This is a genomic window from Apibacter sp. B3706, assembly GCF_011082725.1.
GTDB lineage: Bacteria > Bacteroidota > Bacteroidia > Flavobacteriales > Weeksellaceae > Apibacter.
The window spans coordinates 895,903-915,917 of sequence record NZ_CP049715.1 but is presented as its reverse complement, the minus strand read 5'-3'; the positions used below and the strand labels follow the sequence as shown (position 1 = coordinate 915,917).

Genomic DNA, 20,015 nt, shown 5'->3' with positions numbered 1-20,015 from the left:
TACTTGTTACTTTCAAAAATAATATTAAAAAAAATATATATAAAAGCAAGAAGCTGAAAATATTCTATCAAAGTTGTACATTTGCAAACTTAAACCATCAGTATATATGTCAGATTTAGTATCAAAATTAGAGGCTATAAAACAAAGATTTGATGAAGTATCAGATTTAATCATTCAACCGGATGTTATCTCAGACCAAAAAAGATATGCTCAACTAAACAAAGAATATAAAGACTTAAACAAAATAGTAGAAATCTATCATCAATACAAATCCTTACTAAATACAGTTTCAGATGCCGATGAAATTATTAAAGAGGGCATTGATCCTGATATGGTTGAATTGGCAAAAGAAGAAAAAAATGATGCCTTAGCCAAAATTCCTGAAATGGAAGAAAACATAAAATATATGTTAATTCCAAAAGATCCTGAAGACGACAAAAATATCACCGTTGAATTAAGAGCCGGAACGGGTGGTGATGAATCGGCTATTTTTGTGGAAGACATTTTCCGAATGTATACCATGTATTGGAGACAAAAGGGTTGGAACTTTGAAGTAGTAGACGCTACGGAAGGTAGCGTTAAAGGATATAAAGAAATGATTATTAATGTTAGTGGAGAAGGAGCTTACGGAACCATGAAATTTGAATCGGGAGTACACCGAGTTCAAAGGGTTCCCGAAACTGAATCACAAGGAAGAGTACATACTTCGGCCATAACCGTAGCTGTTTTACCCGAAGCTGAAGAAGTAGATGTTGAAATTAATCCGGCAGATTTAGAATATCAAACCGCTCGATCTAGTGGAGCAGGAGGACAGAACGTTAATAAAGTAGAAACCAAAGTTCAGCTTACGCATAAGCCCACCGGAATAATGATTCAATGTCAGGTAGCACGTTCACAACATGCCAATAGAGAGATGGCGTTACAAATGCTTCGTAACAAATTATACGATATGAAGTTGCAAGAGCATCTTGATAAAATTTCGGCACACAGAAAAACAATGGTATCCACCGGAGACCGTTCGGCTAAAATTCGTACTTATAATTACCCGCAAGGTCGTGTAACGGATCATCGTATTAATAAATCCATCTATAATTTAGATAACTTTATGAATGGAGATATTGATGAAATGATTGAAGCGGTAAAAATTGCCGAAAATGCAGAAAAACTAAAAGGTCAAGAAGACTAAATTCTTACATAATAAGCTTTATATAATTCGCTATCAACTACCATTTTATCTTAACGAATTATATAAAGTTTATTATTTATAAATCATTTTAAAAAGATACTACTCTATAAAGTTCTATTTATCTGTTAAATAAATCCTTTACGTGTTAAATTTACTATCGATATTAATCATCGATATATTAGAATTTTATAGAATTTACTACTTTAAAATCAATATAAACATTTTTTCAATTAATAATTTTAAGGTTTTTCTTTTTACATTTTGCAACAAGTGTTAACTTCAAATATCTTATATTTGAAAATAAAAACACAGATAACCCTAAAGAATGACCAGTCAAGATTGCGATAAAAAACTATTTCTGATTGATGCCTATGCTCTTATATTCAGAGCTTATTATGCCTTTATAAAAAACCCAAGAATCAATTCAAAAGGGTTAAATACTTCCGCTATTTTCGGATTTACCAATACGCTTTTCGATTTAATGAAAAAAGAAAAGCCATCACATTTGGCTGTAGTTTTTGATGTGGGAGAAACGTTCCGTCATCAGGTCTATAAAGAATACAAAGCCAATCGGCAAGAAACACCGGAAGCTATACGGATAGCTGTTCCTTATATCCATAAACTGATGGAAGCATTACATATTCCTTGTCTTTGGAAAGAAGGGTACGAGGCCGATGATGTGATAGGAACTTTGGCAAAAAAAGCGGAAAAAGAGGGATATACTACCTATATGATGACATCGGATAAAGACTATGCGCAATTAGTTTCCGAAAATATCTTTGTTTTTAAACCGGCATCCAGAGGAAACGATATTGAAATTTGGGATGTAGAATCTGTTAAAGAAAAATTCGAAGTTAAAAATCCGTCTCAAGTTATTGACCTTTTGGGCATGATGGGAGACAGTGTAGACAATATACCCGGAATACCCGGTGTAGGCGAAAAAACGGCTAGACAATTTATTAAAGAATACGGAAGCATTGAAAACTTATTTGCTCATTCTTCTGAATTAAAAGGAAAAATGAGAGAAAAAGTGGAAGCAAATGAGGAACTAGGCCTTTTATCAAAAAAATTGGCAACCATTGATACTCATGTTCCTATCGAATTTAATTATGAAAGTTTAACGGTGGATCAGCCGAATGTTGATGAGGTCATTAAAATTTTTGAAGAATTAGAGTTTAGAACTATGATTACAAATTTTCAGAAAACGTATCATATTATTTCTGAAAGTGAATCTAATTTAGAAAAAAATTCTTCGGGTAAAGCTCCGGTAAATGGACAAAGATCGTTGTTTGATACAACCGATCAGGACATTGAAATGAAAGAAAGCGCCAACTGGAAAACTATTGAAAATACTGATCATCTCTATCAACTAACAGAAACTCCTATGGCAGTAAAATTGTTGGTAGATAAGCTTTTAAAGCAAAAAATTGTATGCTTTGATACGGAAACTACCTCAACTGATTCCATGATCGCAGAATTAGTCGGCATTTCATTTTCATATGAAAAGGCAAAAGGGTACTATGTACCTTTTAGTCCTAAGGACAAAGAAAAGACACAAGAATTTATAGAACTGCTCCGACCGGTTTTCGAAGATGAGAATATAGTTAAAGTAGGCCAAAACTTGAAGTATGATTGTAAAGTTTTAAGAAAATATAAGGTAGAAGTTAAAGGGGTACTTTTTGATACCATGATTGCGCATTACTTAATCAACCCCGATGCAAGGCATAATATGGACTTATTGGCTGAAACAGAGCTTAATTACAAGCCTGTTCCCATAGAATCTTTAATCGGAAAAAAAGGAAAAAATCAAAAATTATTTTCTACCGTTCCTATTGAATTGCAAAAAGAATATGCGGTTGAAGATTCTGATATTACCTTACAACTTAAAGACAAATTTGAACCTCAACTCAAACATGATAATCTTAAAAAGCTTTTTGATGACATAGAAATGCCCTTAATGAAGGTGTTGGAAGACATGGAATGGGAAGGTATCAATTTAGATATCAAAGCATTAGGTGAAATGTCTAAAGAATTAGTTGAAGACCTGTCAAAGTTAGAAAAAGAAATATATTCTCTAGCCGGAGAGGAATTTAATATCAGTTCACCCAAACAATTAGGAGATATTATTTTTGATAAATTAAAATTAGGTACTAAGCCCAGAAAAACCAAAACAGGTCAATATGCAACCGGCGAAGATGTTTTATTAAAGCTGGCGCATAAACATAAAATTATAGATTTATTATTAGAATACAGACAGCTGCAAAAATTAAAATCTACCTATGTTGATGCCCTGCCCAATGAGGTAAATCCACTAACGGGAAGAGTACACACAACCTTTGCACAAACTGTAGCAGCTACCGGTCGTTTAGCTTCTAATAATCCCAATCTTCAAAATATTCCTATTAGAACTGAAAGAGGGCAAGAAGTACGTAAAGCCTTTATAGCAAAGGATTCTAAACATAAAATAATTTCTGCCGATTATTCCCAAATTGAATTGAGAATCATTGCAGCCATGAGTAAAGATCCCACCATGATCACTTCCTTTAAAAATGGTGAGGACTTCCATAGGGCTACTGCATCAAAAGTATTTCATGTACCTATGGATCAAGTGACTAAAGAGCAGCGCTCTCAAGCGAAAACGGTTAACTTTGGTATCATTTACGGAGTATCTGCATTTGGATTAAGTGAGCAAACCGGTTTATCTAGATCCGAATCAAAAAGTTTGATTGATGCTTATTATCAGGCTTATCCCGTTTTAAAAGAATACATTTCGGAACAAGTACAGATAGCACGAAAAAACGGATATGTAGAAACCTTATTGGGAAGAAGAAGATATTTGCCGGATATCCATTCCGGAAACAGCGTAGTGCGTTCTCATGCAGAAAGGAATGCAGTAAATGCGCCTATTCAGGGAACAGCAGCAGATGTAATTAAAATAGCCATGATACAAATTCATGAACTGCTGCAGGAAAGAAAATTTCAAACCAAACTTTTGTTACAAGTGCACGATGAATTGGTTTTCGATGCTCCCGATGAAGAAATTAAGGAAGTATCGACACTCATAAAAAATACAATGGAAAATTCCGTACGTATGGAAGTTCCTTTAATAGTAGATGTTGGAGTGGGTCCCAATTGGCTGGAAGCCCATTAAGAATTTATATAGAACACTCTAGAATTGATGAGTTTATAAATATTCTCTTTTAACTATATGAATTTTCTGACATTTGATAATTTATCTGCATACAGAGAATTAACCCATTTTACAACTACAATCGAAGGAGGAGTAAGTGTCGGGAAGTATGCATCGTTCAATTTAGGAACAACCTCCGGGGATGATCCGAAAAATGTGATTGAAAACAGAAAAAGACTCTGTAATGAGATAGGTATTTCAACCCATAATTTATATATACCTGTTCAAACTCACAGCAATCATGTGTTACTTATTGATCGAAATTTTTTAGATTTAGAAAGTGATAAACAATCTAAAATTTTTCAAAATAAAGATGCTTTACTGACTCAAGAAAAGGGAATTTGCATAGGAATAACTACAGCCGATTGTGTACCTATAATACTTTATGATCCTTTAACCCAAACTTTGGCAGCCATTCATGCAGGATGGAGAGGAACCGTTAGCAAAATTGCTTTAAAAACTCTGTCGGAAATGGTACGTTATTTTAGTTGCAAACCTGAAAATATCAGAGTAGGAATTGGTCCGTGCATTTGCGCGAACTGTTTTGAAGTAGGAGATCATGTCATAGAAGATTTTATTAAAGAAGGTTTTGATAGTAATCTAATTAGTTTTAAAAATAAAGAAACCCGAAAATATCATATTGATCTTAGAAAAGCAAATCAGTTGCTACTGGAACAAGCAGGTTGTCTCGCTCAACATATAGAAATAAAAAATTTATGTACGGTTACTCAACCTAATTTATTTTTTTCGGCAAGAAGGCAAACCATAAATTCCGGTAGAATGGTAACCGGTGGTATTTTACGTTAATTTTTTATGAATTTATTAAAATATTATATAATTTTGTTAATAAATTTATAAAATGGATAAAAATATATCAGATAAACAAAATATAGGAAATACTATTGATAATATCGATAAAAAAGATAATGATCAAAAGAAGAAAAAAAATTCAGGATACTTAAAGTATTTTTTAGTTACCCTATTAGTGTTAGTCTTAGTAGGTTTAGGATTTTATTACCATATCATCCAAGAGATATTTTACAGTTTTCTTTCTATAATTTTTATTGTAATTGTTTTGGCTTTAGGCTTGGGATGGGAATATTGGGTATTCACTCATTTCACTACCGATGAATTTACGCTCATTAATAAAGAACAAAACAATACTTCTGATTCTTGGAAAAATTTGGAAGAAGAATTTAAATTATGGATAGCAAGTTCTGAACAAAAAATAAAGCAAGTAAGACAATTATCATTGCTTAATTATATGACAGCTATTGGATTGTTTATAATTTCCACCCTTGTTTTATTAGTTAATTGGATCTATGATGTAAATCCATCACCTTCCGCCTATCAACAATTTAATCCCGCTTTTGCATTGACTATTATTTTACTTATTTTTTCAATACTATTTATGCTTCTTCATTATATCAATCAAAAAGATAGTATAAAAAAACAAGAAAAGTTGGATCATACCATCCAATGGATTCTGTCACTTAAAGCAGCCCATACTATAGGTAAAGAGCATATGTTAGAAATTATTAATTCAAATAACCTTAAATCTTAAAATTTGGTAACTAATTACTTTTTTAACCTATTAATTATAATTTAGAAACAAGTATAATTAAAATATGTAATTACGGTTTAAATTTATTTTTATATTTTTACTTAAATTTATTTACAACTATGGAAGAGGGAAATCAAAATGAGGCAAATTTATCTTTCGAAGATTTTAAAAATGAGAATGGTATATGCTTTTGGTGGGCATCTGATATAATGAATATGTTAGGATATAGCAATATGAAATCTTTTCAAAAAGTTTTAGATAGAGCTACTAAAGCTTTTGTTTCATTAGGAATACCTCATTATGATAATATAATTTCAACTAGTAGGGAGTTCGAAGATGGAAACATACAAGATTTTAAACTCACAAGATTTGCATGTTATCTAACAGTAATGAATGGAGATCCAAAAAAAGTAGAAGTTGCTCAAGCTCAATCATATTTTGCTCATCAAACCAGAAAGTTTGAATTACAGTTTGAAGGCAGTAATGAATTAGAGAGACTATTAATTAGAGAGGAATTAACAGAAGGAAACAAATCTTTAGCTTCTACTGTTAAGCGTGCTGGAGTACAAGATTTTGCAAAATTTCAAAATGCAGGTTATTTGGGAATGTATAATATGCCTTCATGGAAGTTGGAGAATAAAAGAAATATAAAAAAAGGAAAGTTAATGGATTATATGGGGAGAACAGAATTAGCAGCTAATTTATTTAGAGTAACACAAACAGAAGAAAGAATAAAAAATCATAATATTAAAGGGCAAGCTAATTTGGAACAAACTCATTATAGCGTAGGCAAAGAAGTACGAGAAATAATTATAAAAAATTCAGGAAAACCACCTGAATCACTTGATAAAGAAAAACAATTATCAGACATAAAAAAACAGTTGAAATCAAGCCATAAAAAAATGATAACTGAGGATAATAAGAAAAGTATATCCAAAAAAAAGAAAGAATAAGAAATAAGAATAAAATATGATAACTAAAAACCTTCTGCTATATTCAGAAGGTTTTTTTATTTTCAGATCTTAACCTTGTAAAATAGGATTATGGATTTTATAAAAAAGATACAAGAGATTAATGCCCAAAGAAGGCAAAATTTCATGAAAGGTTTTGTTAATGCTGAAGAATATATTTCAAATGCTAAAGAAGATGATAGCATGATAAAAAAATCTGAACAACCAAAAGTAAATAATGAAAATAATAATAGTTTGAGAATACATACTGCTCTTGAACTTTGACATTTTATTTCAAATTTTAGTTAATAAGAAAATTTACAAACTATTTTACAATCTATTTAAAGGAAATGCATACATAACTATAATTAATTAGAAAGTATATAAGTATTTATATAGTTCATTACAAGACAATTATACTAAAATATTTGTTATTTTCCCATTAATAGCATCATTTACAATGACGCCTACAAAAAACTAAAGAACTTTATTAAATAAAAATATAAAATAATTTAGTTTTAAATTTGTACCTTACCATTGAGCTTTTTTGTTAGTATAACTTATGAAATTTAAGCTGCTCTATATTTATATAATTATTTTTCCCATTTTGCTTCATGGCCAAGTAGAAAAAAATTTCATCCAGATATATAATAATCAAAAACTTTGGTTTTCAAAAACCTATTCTGAAAATAAAGTAGGTTCAATTTTAGATTCTTTAGTAGATCTAGGTTTTTATACCCTAAAACTGGATTCTTTAAAAAAAGATAAAAAAGAAACCTTAGTTTATATTAACAGAGGAAAATTTTACAAAAAAGTATGGGTACAATTAGACTCTCTTTCACAAGCGGCAATTACTAACAAAAATCATTTTCAAACAGATAATATTGATTCTTTAGCAGGAGTAATTCATTATTATTATATAAAAAAAGGCTATGCATTTAACCAAGTCCATACAAAATTATCCCTCTCAAATGAACCATTAGAAGCATCCATACATGTTGAACTTCATCAAAAAAGGCTCATCAATTCATTCGTTTTAAACGGATATACCAAAATTCCTCGCGGAATAATAAAAGATTTAGAATATGGATTTCTTGGTAAAACCTACTCAGACGAGCGACTTAAAGAAATTTCAGCTATGTTACAAGGAACAGCATTTATAGCTGAAGAAAAAAATCCGCAAGTATTATTCACCCCTGATTCCACCAAAATTTATTTATATTTAAAAAAAAGAAAAGCCAGTTCATTGGACGGAATGGTAGGCTTTGGTAATGACGAAAAAGGTAAATTCAAAGTCAACGGTCAATTGCAACTTTCTTTAGGCAATGTATTGAATTCATTTGAAACCATTAACTTAAATTGGCTATCCACACCGGATAAATCTCAAAACTTTGAAGTTCAAGTCAACGTGCCCTATCTTTTTAAATCTAAATTCGGATCAGAAACATCGTTAACTATATTTAAACAAGACAGCACCTATGCAACCATTCGCCTAAATGAACATATATATTATCAATATACCGTAAATCAACGGTTAGGTATAGAAGGATTATATGAAAACTCACGATATGTATCGGAATTAGATAATAATAACAACTTTTCCAAAACAGGATTAGGCATAAGTTATCAATACAAAGAAAGAAATGAAAACGAAATTTTAGGTCCTAAAAATTTATACTCCATAAAAGGAATTGCATATAGGAATATACCGGAAGATCGAAAAAATTTAACTGAATATAATGTAAGTGCTTCCCTAGAGAAACTAATAAAATTATCTGCTTCTCATTATCTAAAACCGAAAATAAATGCTTCAACCTTACTTTCGGATACGTTGACAGTAAATGAATTATTTAAAATCGGTGGTTTGAAAACTATCCGTGGATTCAATGAACAATCTATTTATGCCAATGCGTATATCATCGGAAGTTTAGAATACAGATACGTTCCGTTTGAAGAACTGTATTTAAGTTTATTTACAGATGTTGCATGGATTGAGAATAAAAATCAAAATACAAAACCCTTTTTATTGGGAACCGGAGTAGGAATTAGCTTTTTAACACGTTTCGGGATTTTTTCATTGAACTATGCCGTTGGCAAATACGATTCTGAACCTGTAAATTTTTCAGATTCTAAAATTCATATTGGAATACAAGCTACTTTTTGACAAAAAAGAATCGAATTTTTGTTTACCTTTGTATTAATCTCAAGGTAGCATGAAATCATTAAAAAAAATACTAAAAAAATTTGCCTCTCCCTACAGAAAAGAATTTATATTAGGAATTCTATTTAACGTTCTATATTCTTTATTTTCAATAGTTTCCGTTTTTTCCATTATGCCCATTTTGGAAATGCTTTTAGGAGGAAAAAATCAAATTTTAATTGAACAAACGAAAAAAGAAATGCAAGCCTCAACGGGTATGATGGCTGAGCTGAAATATAAATTTTATGTATTTTTAGATCATTCCCTTGAAGGAACCAATCCTAAAACGATTTTAGCTTATCTTTGTGTTACTGTTATAGTTTTATTTTTATTTAGAAATATTTTCAGATATTTAGCTCAATATTTTATTGTACTGTTACGAAGCGGAGTTTCCAAAGATTTGCGGGTTGCTATGTATGATAAAATCCTTACGCTTCCGGTTTCTTATTTCACTGATCGAAAAAAAGGGGATATTATGATACGACTTTCCGGAGATGTAGGAGAGGTGGAAGGCAATATTTTAACTTCTATTTTAGAGCTTTGGAGAACGCCTTTTTCCATTCTTTTTACTCTTATCGCTTTGATTACCATTAGTCCTTCGTTAACTTTAATAGCATTTATTGTTCTGCCTTTTATGGCGTGGATTATTTCCGCAATTGGAAAAAGTTTGAAAAAAGATGCTAAAAAGGGATTAGCCGAATCGGGTAATGTACTTTCAGTAATTGATGAAACGCTAAACGGAACTAAAATAATCAAAATTTTCAATGCCGAAGAATCTATGAAAAACAGATTTATGAATAGCGTTCTTAATCTCAGAAGGCTATCCATAAATATGATGAAAAAATATGAACTTGCTTCGCCTTCTTCTGAATTTTTAGGTTCTGTTGCCATGATTTTTATAACCTGGTACGGCGGAGTTCTTATTTTAGACGGTGAAGGTTTAAATCTTCCTTCCTTTTTAGTCTATATAGCTCTATTTTTTCAATTATTGGAACCGGCCAAAACCTTATCAACTTCCATCACGAATTTACATAAAGGTACGGCCTCTACAGATCGCTTAGTGGAAACTTTAGAAACCAGCATACAGATTTACGAACCGGAACATGCCATAGAATTATCCGAAATAAAAGAAGGAATTCAACTGAAAAATATTAATTTCCAATATGTTGACGGACATCCCATTCTTCAAGATGTAAATTTATTTATACCTAAAGGCAAAACAATAGCAGTAGTGGGACAGAGCGGTAGCGGTAAAACTACTTTAGCCAATTTAATTGCACGGTTTTATGACGTTGATAGCGGAGTGATCTATGTAGATGGTCATGATTTAAGAGATTTAAATTTAAAAGTTTACCGTAAATTACTGGGCATGGTTACTCAAGAATCCATATTATTCAATGATACCATTGCCAATAATATTAAATTAAGCAATCCAAATGCATCCATGCATGAAGTTATAGAAGCTGCTAAAGTTGCCAATGCACTGGAATTCATTGAGCAAATGCCGGAAGGTTTCGAAACAACCATTGGTGAAGGAGGCGGAAAATTATCGGGTGGACAAAAACAAAGAATTGCTATTGCCAGAGCTATATTGAAAAATCCACCTATTATGATTTTAGATGAAGCAACCTCTGCCTTAGATACTCAGAGTGAACGATTGGTACAAGATGCTTTAGATAATCTTATGTCTAACAGAACATCCCTGGTTATTGCTCATAGATTATCTACTATTGTAAATGCAGATATGATTGTGGTGATGGATAAAGGAAAAATAATGGAACAAGGAACTCATGCAGAATTATTGGAGAAAAATGGTATTTATAAAAAATTAATTGACATGCAAAATTTTTCTTAACTTTTTAATAATAATATATTTGATAATAATATATATATTATAAAATTAAAAAGAGCTTCTATTAGTAGAAGCTCTTTTTAAATGAAAAAAGAATTGTATAAAAAACTATTTTTCTCTAGGAACGAAATTTTTTACCCTGTTTATGTAAATGCTTTTTATTATGCATATCCTCTTTAATTTTCTTGAGCTTTTGTCTTTGTTCTTCAGTAAAAACTTTATTTATTTCAGATTTTTTATCTTCCTTTAATTGATGGATTTGTTGACGCAATTCTTCTGATTTTTTCCTTAACTCATCCTCACGGCTTTTATATTTATCCTCAATTAAATTAATCTTTTTAATTTGATCTTCCGTTAAATTAAGTTCTTTAGCCATCCTATCCCTCATCTCTTTCACTTTTTCTTCTTTTTTATCATGATCCTTAAGATCCTCACATTTGGATTGTGTAAAAGCAAAAGTAGAGGATAATACTAATGCTCCTACAAAAATTATTTTTTTCATATAACTTTAGATTTACAACTATATTGACAAGGAATATTTTAAAAGGTTTAATTTAAAGTTATACATTTTAAACTATTTTTTAATATATAACAAAAGGCAACCTTTTTAACTTGTATTACTTTTGCGATGAATGTTTAAAACCAAATAAAATTAAAATAAAGTTCAAAGTAAAATAATTAAGTTAGGGAGAAAAAACAGCATAATAATACCAAAAAAATAGTCGATAACCTGCTATAAATCCCTCTAATGTTGATAATTTTTTCTGAATATACCGTTTAAAAATTGTATTTTTACAGCTTGAAATTTTATTATACTGATGGGAAAAATTATTGCTATAGCTAATCAAAAAGGAGGAGTTGGAAAGACCACTACAGCCGTTAATTTGGCTGCGGCCATAGGGGTGCTTGAAAAAAAAGTTTTACTCATCGATGCAGACCCTCAGGCAAATGCCAGTTCCGGATTAGGTATTAATATCGAAGAAGTAGAATATGGTACCTATGAAGTGTTGGAACACAGTGCTTCTGCCAAAGATGCCATACAACCCTCTACCTCCCCAAATGTGGAATTAATACCGGCTCATATAGATCTTGTTGCTGCTGAAATTGAATTGGTTGACAAGGTCAATAGAGAATACATGTTAAAGGAAGCTTTAAAAGATATAAAAGATGAATATGACTTCATAATCATTGATTGTGCCCCGTCATTAGGATTAATTACTTTAAATGCTTTAACTGCTGCCGATTCTGTAATAATTCCCATCCAATGTGAATATTTCGCCTTAGAAGGTTTAGGAAAACTCCTTAATACGATAAACAGCGTGCAAAAACTGCACAATCCGGATCTAACTATTGAAGGGTTATTATTAACTATGTATGATGCCCGTTTACGTTTATCGAACCAAGTGGTAGAAGAAGTCAAAACTCATTTTCCGGATATGGTGTTTGACAGTCTCATACAAAGAAATGTGCGATTAAGTGAAGCTCCGAGTTTTGGCGAATCCATACTAAAATATGACGCAGAAAGCAAAGGTGCTATAAATTATATCTTACTTGCTGAAGAAGTATTAAATAAAAACAAGGCTGAAGTTAAATAAATTATGGCTATAGACAAAAAAAGAGCTATGGGTAGAGGTCTATCCGCAATCTTAAGTGAGAATTCTAAAAAAGTTAATTCTGCCGAAGAAAAAGGAGCAGAAGAATTAGTAGGTAACATTTTGGAGATTTCACTTGATGATATTATAACCAATCCCAATCAACCCAGAACTAATTTTGATCAAAAAGCATTAGATGAATTATCCATTTCTATTAAACAGTTAGGATTAATACAACCAATAACTGTTCGTAAAAATGGAGACAAATTCGATTTAATTTCGGGTGAAAGGAGATATCGCGCTTCCAAACAGGCCGGTTTAAAAAAATTACCTGCATTTGTTCGATTAGCTAACGATCAGGAACTTTTAGAAATGGCTTTAGTTGAAAATATTCAACGAAAAGATCTGGATCCTATCGAAATTGCCTTAAGCTTTGAAAAATTAATTGAAGAAATCAATATAACTCAAGAAAACTTGAGTAACAGAGTAGGGAAGGACAGAAGCACCATAACCAATTATTTAAGACTTTTAAAACTTTCTCCGATTATCCAAACGGGAATCCGAGACGGTATTATTTCCATGGGGCATGGAAGAGCGCTCATATCCTTGGAAGAGCAAGAGAAACAATTATTTGTATATGAAAAAATTGTACGAGAACAATTATCCGTAAGACAAACTGAAAGTTTCATTCGAACCTTTAAAAATCCTAAAAGCAAAAAAGTTTCCAAAGAAAAAGAATTACCCAATCATTTAAAAAAGGGTTTGAAAAATTTTGAGGATTATTTCGAAACAACTATTGAAATAAAGGCTACAGAAAAAGGAAAAGGAAAAATTATCATTAATTTTGATTCCACGGAAGAATTTGAAAGAATTCAGAAATTATTAGAATGATACAAAAGAAAATATTGGTTATACTTTCATTATTTCTTACTTGTTTTATTTTAGCGCAAAATCAAGAAACAAACCATGCCACCATTAGTGATGATGGCGTTATAATACGCAATATTAATCATACAGATTCTCTAACTCAAACGATGTTAAGAAGCCCTCTGAAAGCTTCTTTATACTCTGCCATACTTCCCGGTTTAGGACAATTATACAATAAAAAATATATTAAAGCTCCTATTGTGTTAGGGGTTATTGGTGCAGGGATCGGTTTTATAAAATATTACGACAATCGATATAATAAATATCACAAAGCCTATTTAGCGGAACTTAGCGGACAAAAGCATCAATTTTCAGATGTAGCAGGAATAAGTCCTAAAGTTTTAGCTAACGCTCAAGATTCGGAAAGGAGAAACAGAGATTATGCGATTGTGCTGACTTCCCTGGCTTATCTTTTAAATATTGTTGATGCCACTGTTGATGCTCATCTTTCAATATTCGACAAAGATAAAGATCTTGCTGTACGACCCGTTATTATGGAAGACGCCGATACCTGGTTTACTAATCAAAAAGTAGGACTTTCATTTTGCTTGTCTTTTTAAAATGATTAATGTTTATAAAAAATAATATATATTCTTATGAAAATAGCTTTAGTAGGTTATGGTAAAATGGGTAAGGCCATTGAAGAAATAGCTAAAAATCATAATCACGAAATTGTAGCCCGATTAGAAGAAAAACCAACTCAAAAAAATTTAAATGGTGCGGATGTAGCTATTGAATTTTCAACTCCTTCTACTGCTTATGAAAATGTAATTGCTTGTTTAGAATTGGGTATACCTGTTGTTTGTGGAACAACTGCCTGGTTAGATAAGCTTCCTCAAGTAAAAGAATATTGCGCAAAGCATAACGGGGGATTTATTTATTCTTCCAATTACAGTTTAGGCGTTAATTTATTTTTCGAAATAAATAAAAGAGCAGCTGAAATTATGCAGAAGTTCCGGGAATATACAGTTCACATTGAAGAAATTCATCATACAGAAAAAAAAGATGCACCCAGTGGTACTGCCATAACGCTTGCCGATGAAATCATACCGATTTATGGTTTTGACGGATGGAATTTATCCTATAAAACCAATAATAATTTATTGGGAATTGAAGCTAAAAGAGTTCATGATGTTCCCGGAACACATACTGTGATTTATAATTCGCCTATAGACGATATTGAACTGAAACATGTAGCCCATTCTAGAAAAGGATTTGCTATGGGAGCATTAATTGCAGCCCAATGGCTTATCGGAAAAAAAGGGGTATTCACCATGAAAGATGTATTAGGCTTTTAGATAAAAACTATTTTATTTTAGGCTACTAAATAACTAAATATTAAAAAGATTTAAAGATTATCTCATGCATTATTTAACTTATTATTTACTATTCGCTTTACTTTCAAATATATTTTATTTCCTGACTGCTTGGAAATTATTTCAAAAAGCAGGTAGAAAAGCATGGGAATCCTTAGTTCCTTTTTACAATATTTTAGTTACTTTAAAAATTATTCATCGACCTTGGTGGTGGTTTATTATAGTATTTATCCCGATTGTCGGTCCAATTATGGGAGCCATTATATTAGTAGATTTTATAAGACATTACAATCGTCGTTCATACTTAGATGCCGTTTTAGTTTTATTCTTCTCATTTATTTTTTTAGCATATATAAACTATTCACCTGAAACACAATACAGTGGTAAACAAGAACGAAAAGAAACATTTATATCTGCCGTATTGTTTGCCGTTATATTTGCCACAGTCATTCATGCTTTTGTCATTCAACCGTTTACCATTCCAACAGCTTCTATGGAAAGAACCTTGCTGGTAGGAGATTTCCTTTTTGTCAGTAAGTTGAATTATGGAATAAGAATTCCGATGACTCCTGTAGCGTTGCCTTTTTTACAAAATAAAATTCCGTTGGGAAACAATCAACAACCTCAAAATCAAATAAATTCTTATGTTGATAAAATTCGTTTGCCGTATATGAGACTTCCCGGTTGGACTAAGGTTAACAGATATGATATTGTTGTATTTAATTATCCTACAGATTCTTTGCATACTGCCATCGATAGGAAAGATCCTTATGTTAAGCGCTGCGTGGGTTTACCGGGAGATAAAATTCAATTAATTGACGGAAATTTATTTATCAATGGAAAACCCGAAGAAATAAAAAAAGATGAAGAACAACAAAGAGACTATTTAGTATATACAACCCAAGCCGGAATCAGTCAAAGAAAAATTGAAGATCTATTGGGATATGCCACATATCAAGAAGGAATGAACGAACAGGGTAATACTATTTATTATTTCAAAGGGCTTACCCAAGAAAATGCAAACAAAATAAAAAATTTTGATACGGTAGATTCTATTCAGGTTTTATATGCAAATAAAGGAGAGGAGGGCATCCATTATAGAGATATAGCTAAAACTAAAATTGATACAACTAATTCCATTTTTCCCCTTCATAGTGGTTGGAACGGCTCTCAATATGGACCTATCATGATACCTAAAAAAGGGGATGTTATTACGTTGACCCGTCAAAATATAGATCAATATAGAAGAATCATTAAAAATTATGAATATAATGATTTAAAGGAAAAGGAAGGAAAATTTTACATAAACGGTAAGGAAACTAACACCTATACCATCCAACAAAATTATTATTGGATGATGGGGGACAACCGAGATAATTCTTTAGACAGCCGTTATTTCGGATATGTACCGGAAGATCACATTATAGGAACTCCTATTTTTACCTGGTTAAGCATTCAAGGTTTATTCGAAAATGATCCTTTCGGACATCCTGCCAAATTTAAAATAAGATGGGATAGAATGTTTCGTACCGTTAACACAAATGTTCCGCTTAAAGATAAAACTAATTATATACCTGTATTTATCTTATTGTTAGGAGGATATTTTGCATACGATTACTTTAACAAAAAGAAAAAGAAAGCAAACGATAAAAAATAATTATCAAAGTATGAAGAAAACCATCTTTTTTGTAATGGCATTATGGATCTTACCTTCAATAAGTTATGCTCAAGATGATTTAATCAATAAAATTAAAGATAATAAGTCAACCCATACCGATTTTCGTTTTACCATCATAAAACAACTGGATAATACTTCCGTAAAAAATCAAGGATCTTCAGGGACTTGCTGGAGTTATGCAGGAAATTCTTTTTTAGAATCTGAAATATATAAAAAACATCATCGAGTATTAGATATAGCAGAAATATACACTGCCAGAAAAACTTACGAGGATAAAGCCAAAAATTATATTTTAATGGACGGTTTCGTTAATTATGGTGATGGCGGTTCTTTACACGATGTTATTAATATGTACAAAAAATATGGAATGGTTCCTCAGGAAGCGTATACCGGACTAATTAATGGTGCTATAAAGAATAATTTCAGTAAAATGCAGCAAGAACTTAAAGAATATCTAGATACGGTAAAATCTCAAAAAGCACCTATTAATACCCAATGGACGCAAAATTTTTCATCTATTTTAGATAAATACATTGGAAAAGTTCCTGAAACATTTATTTATAAGGGTAAAGAATATACACCTAAAACATTTGCAGAAGAAATTGTTGATTTAGATCCAAATGATTATATAGAAATTTCTTCTTTTAAAGATTACGAATATTATACACTATTTTATCCGCCATTACCTGATAATTGGAGTGGAGACAAAATGTACAATGTTCCCATGAAGGAATTGACTGAAATTATTGATCATGCTTTATCAACGGGATATACGATTGGATGGGCCAGCGATGTTAGCGAGCCGTATTTCAGTTGGAAAAATGGTATCGCTTATGTTCCCGATACGAATATTTATTCCATTTCTTCCGAAGAAAAAGCAAATTTATTCAGTTATCCCAAGCCGGAAAAGGTTATCACTGAAGAATTGCGTCAGGAATCCTTTAACAATAAAACTACAACAGATGATCATGCCATGCATATAGTGGGCTTGGCTAAAGACCAAAACGGAAAGGAATATTATTTAGTTAAAAATTCTTGGGGAATTAGTAATGATTATCAAGGATATTTATACGTCACAAAAAATTACGTACAATTCAAAACCACCGCAATTTTAGTAAACAAAAAAGCCATTCCTAAAAAAATTTATAAAAAACTAAACCTTAAGAATTAATACTATGAATTTTTCAATTCAACCCAATTTAGAAAATGATTTTGTACAAATATTACCCTTAGAAATCAACGATTTTGAGAGTTTGTATCAAGTAGCAAAAGATAAAAAAATCTGGGAAGAACATCCTTGTCATAATCGTTGGAAAGAAGACGTATTCAAAGTATTTTTTAAAGAAGCAGTTGAAAGTAAAGGAGCTTTTAAAATTATTGATAAAGCAACCGGAGAATTAATCGGAAGTACTCGGTTTTATGATTATTCGGAAAATGACAAAAGCATCGTAATCGGATATACTTTTATAGCAGTGAAGTATTGGGGAACTGGTATCAATTCTTCAATTAAAAAATTGATGATTGATTATATTTTCCAATATGTTGACAAAATTTATTTTCATATAGGTTCTACTAACTTTAGATCACAAAAAGCTATAGCTAAAATAAATGCAATCAAAACGTCTAAGGAAATCACAGTTACCGATGGATACAGTTCCTATATTAATTATTTGTATGAACTAAAAAAAGAAAATTGGAGTTAGAATCGATAAACTTAAATAACAGTGTATTAAATATTCTATTTAACATAATATAAATTATAGGAAAATTAAATATTTCTAAATTAAAGATGTTTTCATAGATTTTCTATAATGTTATTTTGTGTCTCTGTTAAAGCTTCGAGATGTGGCTTTAATATTATTTTGTAAATTATTTAAAAAAATCCTAAATCGGCAGATTGTGATTGTATTATTTAGTTTTTTTTCTAACATCTGTGAAAAGAAATATTATTTTTATGTCTTTAATTTCTTTGAATTTATGTATGTGAAAAACTATGATTTCCATACATGAAGAAAAATAAATGTTTGAGCACTAGCGAATTTTTATTTACTAAAATTTTTGATTCTTATTTAATAAATTATATGGAGTTCAAGTATATCTATTTAACATAATATATCTACATTTCTTATCATATCTTTGCAATAACCCTTTCTTTGCTGTATATAATAACTATCTGATCTCCTAGTCTTAATCCCTAGTTTTGCAACCATTTTCCTGTTCAATATATTATTACTATATAGTGTGTATTTTGCTTTTGCTCTTATATTTGAGAACTTACTAATTTCTCCACAAAGAAAATTCTTTCCTGCCCGATATTTAATTTTTCAATCTGTTGATTTACAAATAATTTTTTAGCTTATCTTATATTTGTTTTTTTGTAAATTAGCTAAAATATAAATTAATGATTTTGCCTTATGATTTTGAACAATTACAGATCTAAAAAATTACTTCAAAATAAAAATATTGACCCTTTTCGTGAAATATTTGGTATAAAAACAAATGTTTTAGCTTTTGTTATGTGAATATCAAACAAATTTATTGATGTATATTTTTGAATACAATGTATACTCATACCATTAATATTAATCCTATTGACAATAGCTTAGAAATATAATACGAAAATAAGAAACTTTTAAATTCCTTTAGAATGTGAGAAATAGAAAAAAACCACTTATGAAAGATATTCAAGAAAAGATTATATAAAATGTATACACCTATTAAATCTGATAGTTTTTGGGCAATTTTAAAAAATAATTTAGGTATTTATAATTATAAATATAAATATTTATTAATTGCAATAGATTCAATAAATTCAGGACATAAAATAATTTATGAAAGTTCATTTATAATTCATTCATCAAATTATAATAGTTGGATTTTAATTATACATAGTGATATATTATATATATATGGTAAAAATTGGAATAAAGTTTTGGTGAATGAATTGACACAAAAAATTGATTTAAAATTATATAAGAATTATGAAATAATGGGTACAGAAGAATTAATATATGATTTATTAAATTTTTATAATATTCATTCTTTTAATATAGAAAAAGAAAGAGTTTTTTATGAAGCTGTTTCAGTACATAACTTTTTAACAAATAATATTAGACCTGCGACGTCCAATGATTTACCTATCTTATCCAAGATGATGCAAGATTATTATCATGAGGAATATAAAGGAAAAAATGATAAATCAATTGAAGAAATGAATTTTAGAATAGTAAACGAAATAATAAATAAAGAAATTTATATCATTAATGCAGACAAAGAAAATATTGCTAGTTTTTGTACAATCATAGACCCTGATATTGGAATTTTATTTACAAATATAAAATATAGAAATCAAGGATATGGGAAGAAAATTCTTTCATATTGCTCTAATCTTCTAATAGATAAAAATAAAAAAGTTTTTTTAATGACGGACAAAAAAAATGTAGAATCCAATATTTTATGTAAAAACATCGGTTTTTATGAAATATACAAACATACATATATACTTATAAATGTTGATAGATAAATTTTAAATTAAATAAATTACATATCTTTTACAATAC

General features: G+C 30.3%; 17 protein-coding genes. 16 read left to right on the top strand and 1 reads right to left on the bottom strand.

Features of this window, described 5'->3' with window-relative positions:
- Nucleotides 1-106 precede the first annotated feature (106 nt).
- The 8 genes from prfA (at nucleotide 107) to G8C41_RS04130 (ending at nucleotide 10,945) form a co-directional block, all read left to right on the top strand.
- The gene (gene prfA, locus G8C41_RS04165; RefSeq protein WP_105297590.1) at nucleotides 107-1,186 is read left to right on the top strand and encodes a peptide chain release factor 1; all 1,080 of its coding nucleotides are present in this window, start codon (nucleotides 107-109) and stop codon (nucleotides 1,184-1,186) included.
- Between the two features lie 325 nt (nucleotides 1,187-1,511).
- Complete coding sequence (gene polA, locus G8C41_RS04160; protein WP_166006235.1) at nucleotides 1,512-4,337, top strand: DNA polymerase I; 2,826 nt, start codon at nucleotides 1,512-1,514, stop codon at nucleotides 4,335-4,337.
- A gap of 57 nt (nucleotides 4,338-4,394) precedes the next feature.
- Nucleotides 4,395-5,183 carry a peptidoglycan editing factor PgeF gene (gene pgeF / locus G8C41_RS04155; RefSeq protein ID WP_166006233.1) on the top strand — a complete coding sequence of 263 codons (789 nt, stop codon included), beginning with the start codon at nucleotides 4,395-4,397 and terminating at the stop codon, nucleotides 5,181-5,183.
- A gap of 52 nt (nucleotides 5,184-5,235) precedes the next feature.
- A complete protein-coding gene (locus G8C41_RS04150; RefSeq protein WP_166006231.1) occupies nucleotides 5,236-5,940 on the top strand; it encodes a hypothetical protein in 705 nt (234 codons plus the stop codon).
- Between the two features lie 119 nt (nucleotides 5,941-6,059).
- Complete coding sequence (locus tag G8C41_RS04145) at nucleotides 6,060-6,893, top strand: BRO family protein (RefSeq protein WP_166006229.1); 834 nt, start codon at nucleotides 6,060-6,062, stop codon at nucleotides 6,891-6,893.
- Between the two features lie 90 nt (nucleotides 6,894-6,983).
- Nucleotides 6,984-7,175 carry a hypothetical protein gene (locus G8C41_RS04140; protein WP_166006227.1) on the top strand — a complete coding sequence of 64 codons (192 nt, stop codon included), beginning with the start codon at nucleotides 6,984-6,986 and terminating at the stop codon, nucleotides 7,173-7,175.
- Nucleotides 7,176-7,452: 277 nt separating this feature from the next.
- Nucleotides 7,453-9,054, top strand: coding sequence for a BamA/TamA family outer membrane protein (locus G8C41_RS04135; RefSeq protein ID WP_166006225.1), 1,602 nt, complete (start codon nucleotides 7,453-7,455; stop codon nucleotides 9,052-9,054).
- A 49-nt stretch (nucleotides 9,055-9,103) separates the two neighbouring features.
- On the top strand, nucleotides 9,104-10,945 hold the full coding sequence (locus tag G8C41_RS04130) for an ABC transporter ATP-binding protein (RefSeq protein ID WP_160542097.1): 1,842 nt from the start codon (nucleotides 9,104-9,106) through the stop codon (nucleotides 10,943-10,945).
- Nucleotides 10,946-11,060: 115 nt separating this feature from the next.
- Here the strand turns inward: G8C41_RS04130 and G8C41_RS04125 are convergent, their stop codons facing one another.
- Nucleotides 11,061-11,444, bottom strand: a complete 384-nt coding sequence (locus G8C41_RS04125) for a Spy/CpxP family protein refolding chaperone (protein WP_166003749.1) — start codon at nucleotides 11,442-11,444, stop codon at nucleotides 11,061-11,063.
- 316 nt (nucleotides 11,445-11,760) lie between these two features.
- On the opposite strand from G8C41_RS04125, the gene G8C41_RS04120 reads away from it, so the two are divergent.
- The 8 genes from G8C41_RS04120 to G8C41_RS04085 all read left to right on the top strand — a co-directional run bounded on the left by G8C41_RS04120 (nucleotide 11,761) and on the right by G8C41_RS04085 (nucleotide 19,978).
- Nucleotides 11,761-12,537 carry a ParA family protein gene (locus tag G8C41_RS04120; RefSeq protein ID WP_160542095.1) on the top strand — a complete coding sequence of 259 codons (777 nt, stop codon included), beginning with the start codon at nucleotides 11,761-11,763 and terminating at the stop codon, nucleotides 12,535-12,537.
- A gap of 3 nt (nucleotides 12,538-12,540) precedes the next feature.
- On the top strand, nucleotides 12,541-13,425 hold the full coding sequence (locus tag G8C41_RS04115; protein ID WP_105297598.1) for a ParB/RepB/Spo0J family partition protein: 885 nt from the start codon (nucleotides 12,541-12,543) through the stop codon (nucleotides 13,423-13,425).
- Nucleotides 13,422-14,021, top strand: a complete 600-nt coding sequence (locus G8C41_RS04110) for a DUF5683 domain-containing protein (protein ID WP_105297599.1) — start codon at nucleotides 13,422-13,424, stop codon at nucleotides 14,019-14,021. Before G8C41_RS04115 ends, G8C41_RS04110 begins: the two co-directional genes overlap by 4 nt.
- Before the next feature lie 36 nt (nucleotides 14,022-14,057).
- Nucleotides 14,058-14,759, top strand: coding sequence for a 4-hydroxy-tetrahydrodipicolinate reductase (gene dapB, locus G8C41_RS04105; protein WP_160556652.1), 702 nt, complete (start codon nucleotides 14,058-14,060; stop codon nucleotides 14,757-14,759).
- Nucleotides 14,760-14,823: 64 nt separating this feature from the next.
- The gene (lepB, locus tag G8C41_RS04100; protein WP_166006223.1) at nucleotides 14,824-16,434 is read left to right on the top strand and encodes a signal peptidase I; all 1,611 of its coding nucleotides are present in this window, start codon (nucleotides 14,824-14,826) and stop codon (nucleotides 16,432-16,434) included.
- Between the two features lie 10 nt (nucleotides 16,435-16,444).
- Nucleotides 16,445-17,626, top strand: a complete 1,182-nt coding sequence (locus G8C41_RS04095) for an aminopeptidase C (RefSeq protein ID WP_166006221.1) — start codon at nucleotides 16,445-16,447, stop codon at nucleotides 17,624-17,626.
- 4 nt (nucleotides 17,627-17,630) lie between these two features.
- Entirely contained in the window at nucleotides 17,631-18,158 is a 528-nt protein-coding gene (locus tag G8C41_RS04090) for a GNAT family N-acetyltransferase (protein WP_166006220.1), read from the top strand.
- Nucleotides 18,159-19,159: 1,001 nt separating this feature from the next.
- On the top strand, nucleotides 19,160-19,978 hold the full coding sequence (locus G8C41_RS04085) for a GNAT family N-acetyltransferase (protein WP_166006219.1): 819 nt from the start codon (nucleotides 19,160-19,162) through the stop codon (nucleotides 19,976-19,978).
- Nucleotides 19,979-20,015 lie beyond the last annotated feature (37 nt).

Bases quoted from the DNA above. Each gene is read 5' to 3' on its own strand.
- prfA (WP_105297590.1), top strand. From the start codon at position 107: ATGTCAGATTTAGTATCAAAATTAGAGGCTATAAAACAAAGATTTGAT.
- polA (WP_166006235.1), top strand. From the start codon at position 1,512: ATGACCAGTCAAGATTGCGATAAAAAACTATTTCTGATTGATGCCTAT.
- pgeF (WP_166006233.1), top strand. From the start codon at position 4,395: ATGAATTTTCTGACATTTGATAATTTATCTGCATACAGAGAATTAACC.
- G8C41_RS04150 (WP_166006231.1), top strand. From the start codon at position 5,236: ATGGATAAAAATATATCAGATAAACAAAATATAGGAAATACTATTGAT.
- G8C41_RS04145 (WP_166006229.1), top strand. From the start codon at position 6,060: ATGGAAGAGGGAAATCAAAATGAGGCAAATTTATCTTTCGAAGATTTT.
- G8C41_RS04140 (WP_166006227.1), top strand. From the start codon at position 6,984: ATGGATTTTATAAAAAAGATACAAGAGATTAATGCCCAAAGAAGGCAA.
- G8C41_RS04135 (WP_166006225.1), top strand. From the start codon at position 7,453: ATGAAATTTAAGCTGCTCTATATTTATATAATTATTTTTCCCATTTTG.
- G8C41_RS04130 (WP_160542097.1), top strand. From the start codon at position 9,104: ATGAAATCATTAAAAAAAATACTAAAAAAATTTGCCTCTCCCTACAGA.
- G8C41_RS04125 (WP_166003749.1), bottom strand. From the start codon at position 11,444: ATGAAAAAAATAATTTTTGTAGGAGCATTAGTATTATCCTCTACTTTT.
- G8C41_RS04120 (WP_160542095.1), top strand. From the start codon at position 11,761: ATGGGAAAAATTATTGCTATAGCTAATCAAAAAGGAGGAGTTGGAAAG.
- G8C41_RS04115 (WP_105297598.1), top strand. From the start codon at position 12,541: ATGGCTATAGACAAAAAAAGAGCTATGGGTAGAGGTCTATCCGCAATC.
- G8C41_RS04110 (WP_105297599.1), top strand. From the start codon at position 13,422: ATGATACAAAAGAAAATATTGGTTATACTTTCATTATTTCTTACTTGT.
- dapB (WP_160556652.1), top strand. From the start codon at position 14,058: ATGAAAATAGCTTTAGTAGGTTATGGTAAAATGGGTAAGGCCATTGAA.
- lepB (WP_166006223.1), top strand. From the start codon at position 14,824: ATGCATTATTTAACTTATTATTTACTATTCGCTTTACTTTCAAATATA.
- G8C41_RS04095 (WP_166006221.1), top strand. From the start codon at position 16,445: ATGAAGAAAACCATCTTTTTTGTAATGGCATTATGGATCTTACCTTCA.
- G8C41_RS04090 (WP_166006220.1), top strand. From the start codon at position 17,631: ATGAATTTTTCAATTCAACCCAATTTAGAAAATGATTTTGTACAAATA.
- G8C41_RS04085 (WP_166006219.1), top strand. From the start codon at position 19,160: ATGTATACACCTATTAAATCTGATAGTTTTTGGGCAATTTTAAAAAAT.